Raw genomic sequence first — 10,915 nt, 5'->3', positions numbered from 1 at the left:
GTTTATATCACAGAGGAGAGCAAACCTGTCTTGAGTGCCAGAAGACCCTGTCAAACGCTCAAGCCCTTTCGAATCACAAAAGAAAAAATCACACCCCAGAGCAAATCTGTCCTGAGTGCCAGAAGACTCTGCCAAATGCTCAAGCCCTGTCTACTCACATAAGGAAAGATCACACCCCGGAGCAAACCTGCCTTGAGTGCCAGAAGACCCAGCCAAACGCGAGAGCCCTGTCGGTTCACAAAAGTCGATATCACACCGGAGAGCAAACCTGCCCTGAGTGCCAGAAGACCCTGCCAAACGCTCAAGCCCTGTCGGACCACAAAAGAAAAGATCATACCCCAGAGCAAACCTGCCCTGAGTGCCATAAGACCCTGCCAAATGCGAAAGCCCTGTCGGATCACGGAAGGCAACACCGAAAACGAAAGCTTGATGACGTAAAGTCAAGTGATTGATGTCTGTCTGTCAAAGGCTCAGGGGTTGAAGGTTTAAAAACAACACCCACTAAAATTTCAATTTGTGTGGATTATGGCTCCATAATTCTTCTGCTCCGCAACTAAGCTACTGGTAGTAACCCTATCGATTTGTATAATGGCTTTGTCACCCAAGGTTTCAAATCTATAGTTCTCTGCTCGACTCTCTGCTCAACAGCCGTCATCACAACCTGCATTCGACGATTCAGTTGAACCTCATCGGGGTCAGGTAGTTGACTTTCTGTAGCTCTGTGATCGTCCCTGAGTTCATCACTTTTCTCAAACCGGTTTTTACGACAGTAACCATATATAAAACATCGGCGTTTCAGCAAAATTTCAGCACGTTTGCCATCGGCTGAAGAATCCATGAACCACTATGTTTTAGTTCCTTGCCGCTTATCCTCTCGTCTATCCTCACTGCTCCTATCCAAAGAAAACAAAGGATAGAACTATTAAAAGTCTACTCTTGCACGTGTTGATCTTTGTGCCTTTTGTCTGCCCGGTTGAGCCGCAGACTTACCGTTTTATCATTGAGATTGACCAGAATGGGGCTTCGACCAGCCAGAGTTTTTCTATAAACACTGAGTCGGGCACATTATCTGCAATGCCAATGACCGATGGGAGGCCGATGCAAAACGAACTATCATACATTACCCGCACAAACGGATATTCAGGGTCAGGCACGCCTCGCGATGACAAACCCTGTAGGCGAAATAAATTTCAGATCATCACTTTGATGTACGGAACGGGCGGCGGTAACTGTTCCCGGACAACGGGGCAAGAAGATCATGGTCAGTCATTCAATAGATATTCAGAGAAATCGCATTACCTATACGACAACGAGCATAATGATGAAAATTCGGGTCGACCCACCGATTCCCGACATAGCCTTGACGAAAATTGCCATCAACAGCCCTGTTGTCATCGACAAGGACACTGTATCTTCGCTCCCTCTACAAGTCCCCATTGTCGTTTAACCTCAGATGACTCTTTCGCTTACAGAACAGATGCCTTTTTGCAAACAGGCGATCAGGAATCTGGCTCGGTAAGCCATCCTGCTGAAGATCCGACAGTTGTCTCAGGAGCTCACAGCACAACCGGTCCATCATTAAAATTAAATCCGCCTCCTGCGAAAAAACCAAGGAGGGCAGGCCCCAAAAAATACCGGTGTGATCACCCCGGCTGTGAAAAATCACTTGGCTCTCAAGCCTCATTGAATTCTCACAAAAGACAATATCACACCGGAGAGCAAACCTGCCCCGAGTGCCAGAAGACCTTGCCAAATGCGAAAGCCCTTTCGGATCATAAAAGAAAAGATCACACCGGAGAGCAAACCTGCCCTGTGTGCCAGAAGACCCTGCCAAACGCTCTAGCCCTGTCGTATCACAAAAGCCAATATCACACTGCAGAGCAAACCTGCCCTGTGTGCCAGAAGACCTTGCCAAACGCTCAAGCCCTGTCGGATCACAAAAGAAAAGACCACACCCCAGAGCAAACCTGCCCTGTGTGCCAGAAGATCGTGCCAAACGCGAAAGCTCTGTCGAATCACAAAAGAAGAGATCACAGCGGAGAGCAAACCTGCCCTGAGTGCCAGAAGACCCTGCCAAACGCTCAAACCCTGTCGGATCACAAAAGAATAAATCATACCCCAGAGCAAACCTGCCCTGAGTGCCAGAAGACCCTACCCAATGCTCTAGCCCTGTCCGATCACAAAAGAAGAGATCACACCCCAGAGCAAGCCTGCCCTGTGTGCAAGAAGACCCTACCAAACGCTCTAGCCCTGTCGAAGCACAAAAGTCAATGTCACAGCGCGAAGCAAGTCTGCCCTGGGTGCCAGAAGACCCTGCCAAATGCGAACGCCCTGTCGAATCACAAAAGAAAATATCACATCCCGGAGCCATGCCCTGAGTGCCATAAGACCCTGCCAAACGCGAAAGCCTTGTCGGATCACAGAAGGCAACACCGAAAACGAAAGCTTTATGATGCTCAGTGCAGTGATTGATTTCTGCCTATCATAGGCTCAGGAGGGCAACCAGGTTTTAATGCCCATGTGGCACTACGAAATCATCAATCTGCTTCGACTGCGCCATGAAAGGCTCGCTCTTGGCAGTCACGTTTGCCACGGATGGAAGAACATGAACCACTCTGTTTTAGTTCCTTGCCCCTTATCCTCTGGTCTATCCTCACTGCTCCTATCCATAGAAAACAAAGGATAGAACCATTAAAAGTCTACTCTTGCACGTATTGGTCTTTGTGCCTTTTGTCTGTCCGGTTGAGCCGCAGACTTACCGTTTTATCGTTGAGGTTAACCAGAATGGGGTTTCGACAAGCCAGAATTTTTTTATAAAAACTGAGCCGTGCACATTATCTGCAATGCCAATGACCGATGGGAGGCCGATGCAAAACCAACCATCAAACATTACCCGCACAAACGGATATTCAGGGTCAGGCATACCAACCGATGACAAACCCTGTAGACGAAACAAACTTCAGATCATCACTTTGATGCACGGAACGGGAGGAGGGAACTATTCCCGGACAACGGGGCAAGAGGATCATGGTCAGTCATTCAATAGACATTCAGAGAAATCGCATTATCTATACGACAACAGCCATAATGATGAAAATTCGGGCCAGCCCACCGACGCCCGACATAGCCTTGACAAAAATTGTCATGAACAGCCCTGTTGTCAGCGACAAGGACGCTGTATCTTTGCTCCCTCCACAAGTATCCGGTGTCGTTCAACCTCAGATGACTCTTTCGCTTGCAGAACAGATGGCTATTTGCAAACGGGCGATCAGGAATTGGGCTCGGTAAGTCATCCTGCTGAAGCTCAGACAGTTGTCTCAGACGCTGACAGCACAACCGGTCCATCATTAACATTAAATCCACCTCCTGCTAAAAAACACAGGAAGACAGGCTCCAAAAAATACCGATGTGATCACCTCGGCTGTGAAAAAATACTTAGCTCTCAAGCCTCATTGAGCACTCACAAAAGGCAATATCGCACCGGAGAGCAAACCTGCCCTGAGTGCCAGAAGACCCTTCCAAACACTCAAGCCCTGTCGGCCCACAAAAGAAAAAATCACACCCCAGAGCAAACCTGCCCTGAGTGCCAGAAGACCCTGCCAAACGCGAAAGCCCTGTCCGAACACAAAAGTCGATATCACACCGGAGAGCAAACCTGCCCTGAGTGCCAGAAGATCCTGCCAAACGCGATAGCCCTGTCGGCTCACAAAAGAAAAGATCACACCTCAGTGCAAGCCTGCCCTGAGTGCCAGAAGACCCTGTTAAACGCTCAAGCCCTGTCGGATCACAAAAGGCAATATCATACCGGAGAGCAAACCTGTCCTGAATGCCAGAAGACCCTGCCAAACGCTCAATCCCTCTCGGATCACAAAAGAAAAGATCACACCCCGGAGCAAACCTGCCCTGAGTGCCAGAAGACCCTGCCAAACACTCTAGCCCTGTCGGCCCACAAAAGAAAAGATCACACCCCAGAGCAAACCTGCCCCGAGTGCCAGAAGATCCTGCCAAACGCTCAAGCCCTGTCAGATCACAAAAGAAAAGATCACACCCCAGAGCAAACCTGCCCTGAGTGCCAGAAGACCCTTCCAAACGCGAAAGCCCTGTCCGAACACAAAAGTCGATATCACACCGGAGAGCAAACCTGCCCTGAGTGCCAGAAGATCCTGCCAAACGCGAGAGCCCTGTCGGCTCACAAAAAAAAAGATCACACCTCAGTGCAAGCCTGCCCTGAGTGCCAGAAGACCCTGTTAAACGCTCAAGCCCTGTCGTATCACAAAAGTCAATATCATACCGGAGAGCAAACCTGCCCCGAGTGCCAGATGGCCCTGCCAAACAATAAAGCCCTGTCGGTTCACAAAAGAAAAGAGCACATCTCAGAGCAAACCTGCCCTGAGTGCCAGAAGACCCTGCCAGACACTAAAGCCCTGTCGGCTCACAAAAGAAAAGATCACACCCCAGAGCAAACCTGCCCTGAGTGCCAGAAGACTCTGCCAAACGCTCAAGCCCTGTCGGTTCACAAAAGTCTATATCACACCGGAGAGCAAACCTGCCCTGAGTGCCAGAAGACCCTGCCAAACGCGAAAGCCCTGTCGGCTCACAAAAGAAAAGATCACAGCGGAGAGAAAACCTGTCCTGAGTGCCAGAAGACCCTGCTAAACGCTCAAACTCTGTCAGATCATAAAAGAAAAGTTCATACCGGAGAGCAAACCTGCCTTGAGTGCCAGAAGATCCTGCCAAACGCTCAAGCCCTGTCGAATCATAAAAGGCAACACCGAAAACGAAAGCTTTATGGTGCTCAGTGCAGTGATTGATTTCTGCTTATCGTAGGCTCAGGAGGGCAACCAGGTTTTAATGCCCATGTGGCACTACGAAATCATCAATCTGCTTCGACTGCACCATGAAAGGCTCGCTCTTGGCAGTCACGTTTGCCACGGATGGAAGAACATGAACCGCTCAGTTTTAGTTCCTTGCCCCTATCCTCTCGTCTATCCTCACGGCTCCTATCCATAGAAAACAAAGGATAGAGCCATTAAAAGTTTACTCTTGCACGTATTGGTCTTTGTGCCTTTCGTCTGCCCGGTTGAGCCAGAGACTTACCGTTTTATCGTTGAGATTAACCAGAATGGGGCTTCGGCAATCCAGAGTTTTTCTATAAACACTGAGCCGGGCACATTATCTGCGATGCCAATGACCGATGGGAGGCCGATGCAAAACGAACCATCATACATTACCTGCACAAGCGGATATTCGGGGTCAGGCACGCCTCGCGATGACAAACCTTGTAGGCGAAACAAATTTCAGATCATCACTTTGATGTACGGAACGGGCGGCGGTAACTATTCCCGGACAACGGGGCCAGAAGATCATGGTCAGTCATTCAATAGACATTCAGAAAAATCGCATTTTCTATACGACAATGAACATAATGATGAAAGTTCGGGGCGGCCTACAGACTCCCGGCATAGCCTTGACGAAAATTGCCATGAACAGCCCTGTTGTCATCGACAAGGACGCTGTATCTTTGCTCCCTCTACAAGTATCCAGTGTTGTTCAACCTCAGATGACTCTTTCGCCTGCAAAACAGATATCTATTTGCAATGCGATCAGGAATCTGACTCGGTAAGCCATCCTGCTGAATGTCCGACAGTTGTCTCAGGAGCTGACAGCACCAACGGCCCGTCATTAACATTAAATCCACCTCCTGCTAAAAAACAAAGGAAGGCAGGCTCCAAAAAATACCGATGTGATCACCCTGGCTGTGAAAAAACACTTGGCTCTCAAGCCTCATTGAGCACTCACAAAAGGCAATATCACACCGGAAAGCGAAACTGCCCTGAGTGCCAGAAAATCTTGCCAAACGCACAATCCCTGTCGGTTCACAAAAGAAAAGATCATACCCCAGAGCAAACCTGTCCTGAGTGCCAGAAGATCCTGCCAAACGCTCAAGCCCTGTCGGATCACAGAAGTCAATATCATACCGGAGGGCAAACCTGCCCTGAGTGCCAGAAAATCTTGCCAAGCGCACAAGCCCTGTCGGTTCACAAAAGAAAAGATCATACCCCAGAGCAAACCTGCCCTGAGTGCCAGAAGATCCTGCCAAACGCGAAAGCCCTGTCGGATCACAAAAGAAAAGATCATACCGGAGAGCAAACCTGTCCTGAGTGCCAGAAGACTCTGCCAAACCCTCGAGCCCTGTCGTCTCACAAAAGAAAAGATCATACCGGAGAGCAAACCTGCCCTGAGTGCCAGAAGACCCTGCCAAACGCCCAAGCCCTGTCGGTTCACAAAAGAAAAGATCATAGCGGAGAGCAAACCTGCCCTGAGTGCCAGAAGACCCTGTCAAACGCTCAAGCTCTGTCGCTTCACAAAAGTCGATATCACAGCGGAGAGCAAACCTGCCCTGAGTGCCATAAGACCCTGCCAAACGCTCGAGCCCTGTCGGATCACAAAAGAAAAGATCACAGCGGAGAGCAAACCTGCCCTGATTGCCAGAAGGCCCTGCCAAACGCTCAAGCCCTGTCGGCTCACAAAAGAAAAAATCACAGCGGAGAGCAAACCTGCCCTGAGTGCCAGAAGATCCTGCCAAACGCTCAAGCCCTGTCGCTTCACAAAAGTCGATATCACACCGGAGAGCAAACCTGCCCTGAGTGCCAAAAGACCCTGCCAAATGCTCAAGCCCTGTCGACTCACGAAAGAAAAGATCACAGCGGAGAGCAAACCTGCCCTGAGTGCCAGAAGACCCTGCCAAACGCTCAAGCCCTGTCGGCTCACAAAAGAAAAGATCACAGCGGAGAGAAAACCTGTCCTGAGTGCCAGAAGACCCTGCCAAACGCTCAAGCTCTGTCAGATCACAAAAGAAAAGATCACAGCGGAGAGAAAACCTGTCCTGAGTGCCAGAAGACCCTGCCAAACGCTCAAGCTCTGTCAGATCATAAAAGAAAAGTTCATACCGGAGAGCAAACATGCCTTGAGTGCCAGAAGATCCTGCCAAACGCTCTAGCCCTGTCGAATCATAAAAGGCAACACCGAAAACGAAAGCTTTATGATGCTCAGTGAAGTGATTGATTTCTGCTGATCATAGGCTCAGGAGGGCAACCAGGTTTTAATGCCCATGTGGCATTACGAAATCATCAATCTGCTTCGACTGCACCATGAAAGGCTCGCTCTTGGCAGTCACGTTTGCCACGGATGGAAGAACATGAACCGCTCAGTTTTAGTTCCTTGCCCCTATCCTCTCGTCTATCCTCACGGCTCCTATCCATAGAAAACAAAGGATAGAGCCATTAAAAGTTTACTCTTGCACGTATTGGTCTTTGTGCCTTTCGTCTGCCCGGTTGAGTCAGAGACTTACCGTTTTAACGTTGAGATTAACCAGAATGGGGCTTCGGCAATCCAGAGTTTTTCTATAAACACTGAGCCGGGCACATTATCTGCGATGCCAATGACCGATGGGAGGCCGATGCAAAACGAACCATCATACATTACCTGCACAAGCGGATATTCGGGGTCAGGCACGCCTCGCGATGACAAACCCTGTAGACGAAACAAACTTCAGATCATCACTTTGATGCACGGAACGGGAGGAGGGAACTATTCCCGGACAACGGGGCAAGAGGATCATGGTCAGTCATTCAATAGACATACAGAGAAATCGCATTATCTATACGACAACGATCATAATGATGAAAATTCGGGCCAGCCCACCGACTCCCGGCATAGCCTTGACGAAAATTGCCATGAACAACCCTGTTGTCATCGACAAGGACGCTGTATCTTCGCTCCCTCCACAAGTATCCGGTGTCGTTCAACCTCAGACGATTCTTTCGCTTGCAGAACAGATGTCTATTTGCAAACAGGCGATCAGGAATCTGGCCTGGTAAGCCATCCTGCCGGAGGTCCGACAGTTGTCTCGGGAGCTGACAGTACAACCGGTCCATCATTAACATTAAATCCACCTCCTGCTAAAAAACAAAGGAAGGCAGGCTCCAAAAAATACCAGTGTGATCACCCCGGCTGTGAAAAAACACTTAGCTCTCAAGCCTCATTGAGCACTCACAAAAGGCAATATCGCACCGGAGAGCAAACCTGCCCTGAGTGCCAGAAGACCCTGCCAAACGCGAAAGCCCTGTCCGAACACAAAAGTCGATATCACACCGGAGAGCAAACCTGCCCTGAGTGCCAGAAGATCCTGCCAAACGCGAAAGCCCTGTCCGAACACAAAAGTCGATATCACACCGGAGAGCAAACCTGCCCTGAGTGCCAGAAGATCCTGCCAAACGCGATAGCCCTGTCGGCTCACAAAAGAAAAGATCACACCTCAGTGCAAGCCTGCCCTGAGTGCCAGAAGACCCTGTTAAACGCTCAAGCCCTCTCGGATCACAAAAGGCAATATCATACCGGAGAGCAAACCTGTCCTGAGTGCCAGAAGACTCTGCCAAACGCTCGAGCCCTGTCGTCTCACAAAAGAAAAGATCATACCGGAGAGCAAACCTGCCCTGAGTGCCACAAGAGCCTGCCAAACGCTCTGGCCCTGTCGGATCACAAAAGAAAAGATCACACTCCAGAGCAAACTTGCCCCGAGTGCCAGAAGACCCTGCCAAATGCGAAAGCCCTTACGGATCATAAAAGAAAAGATCACAGCGGAGAGCAAACCTGCCCTGAGTGCCAGAAGACTCTGCCAAACGCTCAAGCCCTCTCGGTTCACAAAAGTCGATATCACACCGGAGAGCAAACCTGCCCTGAGTGCCAGAAGATCCTGTTAAACGCTCAAGCCCTTTCGGTTCACAAAAGTCAATATCATACCGGAGAGCAAACCTGCCCTGAGTGCCATAAGACTCTGCCAAACGCTCAAGCCCTCTCGGTTCACAAAAGTCGATATCACACCGGAGAGCAAACCTGCCCTGAGTGCCAGAAGACCCTGTCAAACGCTCAAGCCCTGTCGAATCATAAAAGGCAACACCGAAAACGAAAGCTTTATGGTGCTCAGTGCAGTGATTGATTTCTGCTTATCATAGGCTCAGGAGGGCAACCAGGTTTTAATGCCCATGTGGCACTACGAAATCATCAATCTGCTTCGACTGCACCATGAAAGGCTCGCTCTTGGCAGTCACGTTTGCCACGGATGGAAGAACATGAACCGCTCAGTTTTAGTTCCTTGCCCCTATCCTCTCGTCTATCCTCACGGCTCCTATCCATAGAAAACAAAGGATAGAGCCATTAAAAGTTTACTCTTGCACGTATTGGTTTTTGTGCCTTTCGTCTGTCCGGTTGAGCCAGAGACTTACCGTTTTATCGTTGAGATTAACCAGAATGGGGCTTCGGCAATCCAGAGTTTTTCTATAAACACTGAGCCGGGCACATTATCTGCGATGCCAATGACCGATGGGAGGCCGATGCAAAACGAACCATCATACATTACCTGCACAAGCGGATATTCGGGGTCAGGCACGCCTCGCGCTGACAAACCCTCTAGGCGAAACAAATTTCAGATCATCACTTTGATGTACGGAACGGGCGGCGGTAACTATTCCCGGACAACGGGGCAAGAGGATCATGGTCAGTCATTCAATAGACATTCAGAGAAATCGCATTATCTATACGACAACAGCCATAATGATGAAAATTCGGGCCAGCCCACCGACCCCCGGCATAGCCTTGACGAAAATTGCCATGAACAACCCTGTTGTCATCGACAAGGACGCTGTATCTTCGCTCCCTCCACAAGTATCCGGTGTCGTTCAACCTCAGACGATTCTTTCGCTTGCAGAACAGATGTCTATTTGCAAACAGGCGATCAGGAATCTGGCCCGGTAAGCCATCCTGCCGGAGGTCCGACAGTTGTCTCGGGAGCTGACAGTACAACCGGTCCATCATTAACATTAAATCTACCTCCTGTGAAAAAACAAAGTAAGCCTGGCTCCAAAAAATACCGATGTGATCGCCCCGGCTGTGAAAAATTATTTAGCTCTCAAGCTTCATTGAGTACTCACAAAAGGCAATATCACACCGGAAAGCGAAACTGCCCTGAGTGCCAGAAAATCTTGCCAAACGCACAAGCCCTGTCGGTTCACAAAAGAAAAGATCATACCCCAGAGCAAACCTGTCCTGAGTGTCAGAAGATCCTGCCAAACGCTCAAGCCCTGTCGGATCACAGAAGTCAATATCACAGCGGAGGGCAAACCTGCCCTGAGTGCCAGAAAATCTTGCCAAACACACAAGCCCTGTCGGTTCACAAAAGAAAAGATCATACCCCAGAGCAAACCTGCCCTGAGTGCCAGAAGATCCTGCCAAACGCGAAAGCCCTGACGGATCACAAAAGTCAATATCACACCGGCGGGCAAACCTGCGCCGACTGCCAGAAGACCCTGCTAAACACTCGAGCCCTGTCGGTTCACAAAAGAAGATTTCACACCCCACAGCAAACCTGTCTTGAGTGCCAGAAAATCCTGCCAAACGCTCAGGCCCTGTCGGATCACAAAAGTCAATATCACTCCGGCGAGCAAGCCTGTGCTGAGTGCCAGAAGACCCTGCCAAGCGCTCAAGCCCTGTCGGTTCACAAAAGAAAAGATCACACCTCAGAGCAAACCTGCCTTGAGTGCCAGAAGACCCTGACAAACGCGAGAGCCCTGTCGGTTCACAAAAGTCTATATCATACCGGAGAGAAAACCTGTCCTGAGTGCCAGAAGACCCTGCCAAACGCTCAGGCCCTTTCGGATCACAAAAGAAAAAATCATACCGGAGAGCAAACCTGCCCTGAGTGCCATAAGACCCTGCCAAACGCGAAAGCCTTGTCGTCTCACAAAAGAAAAGATCATACCGGAGAGCAAACCTGCCCTGAGTGCCACAAGAGCCTGCCAAACGCTCTGGCCCTGTCGGATCACAAAAGAAAAGATCACACTCCAGAGCAAACTTGCCC

7 protein-coding genes are annotated in these 10,915 nt (G+C 49.8%); 6 read left to right on the top strand and 1 reads right to left on the bottom strand.

Features of this window, described 5'->3' with window-relative positions; translation table 11 throughout:
* On the top strand, nt 1-452 hold a 452-nt coding region (locus KBW69_RS22835), incomplete at its 5' end, for a C2H2-type zinc finger protein (RefSeq protein ID WP_257282412.1).
* Between the two features lie 101 nt (nt 453-553).
* Here the strand turns inward: KBW69_RS22835 and KBW69_RS22830 are convergent.
* A complete protein-coding gene (locus KBW69_RS22830; RefSeq protein WP_257282411.1) occupies nt 554-838 on the bottom strand; it encodes a hypothetical protein in 285 nt (94 codons plus the stop codon).
* 104 nt (nt 839-942) lie between these two features.
* Here KBW69_RS22830 and KBW69_RS22825 point away from each other — a divergent pair, with 104 nt between their 5' ends.
* From KBW69_RS22825 to KBW69_RS22805, 5 genes are all read left to right on the top strand, one after another.
* Nucleotides 943-2,472 carry a C2H2-type zinc finger protein gene (locus tag KBW69_RS22825; protein WP_373690736.1) on the top strand — a complete coding sequence of 510 codons (1,530 nt, stop codon included), beginning with the start codon at nt 943-945 and terminating at the stop codon, nt 2,470-2,472.
* A gap of 233 nt (nt 2,473-2,705) precedes the next feature.
* A complete protein-coding gene (locus KBW69_RS22820) occupies nt 2,706-4,811 on the top strand; it encodes a C2H2-type zinc finger protein (protein ID WP_257282409.1) in 2,106 nt (701 codons plus the stop codon).
* Between the two features lie 232 nt (nt 4,812-5,043).
* The gene (locus KBW69_RS22815) at nt 5,044-7,056 is read left to right on the top strand and encodes a C2H2-type zinc finger protein (RefSeq protein ID WP_257282408.1); all 2,013 of its coding nucleotides are present in this window, start codon (nt 5,044-5,046) and stop codon (nt 7,054-7,056) included.
* A 241-nt stretch (nt 7,057-7,297) separates the two neighbouring features.
* Nucleotides 7,298-8,998, top strand: coding sequence for a C2H2-type zinc finger protein (locus KBW69_RS22810; protein ID WP_257282407.1), 1,701 nt, complete (start codon nt 7,298-7,300; stop codon nt 8,996-8,998).
* Between the two features lie 232 nt (nt 8,999-9,230).
* Nucleotides 9,231-10,915: C2H2-type zinc finger protein (locus KBW69_RS22805; RefSeq protein WP_257282406.1), on the top strand; the 1,685-nt coding region annotated here is incomplete at its 3' end.

Source organism: Endozoicomonas sp. ISHI1 (assembly GCF_024606225.1).
In the GTDB taxonomy this organism is placed as follows: domain Bacteria; phylum Pseudomonadota; class Gammaproteobacteria; order Pseudomonadales; family Endozoicomonadaceae; genus Endozoicomonas_A.
Note: the sequence above shows the minus strand (reverse complement) of the source record. Positions and strands in the feature narration are given on the sequence as shown.

Coding starts and splice junctions, on each gene's coding strand:
- KBW69_RS22830 (WP_257282411.1), bottom strand. CDS start 838: ATGGATTCTTCAGCCGATGGCAAACGTGCTGAAATTTTGCTGAAACGC.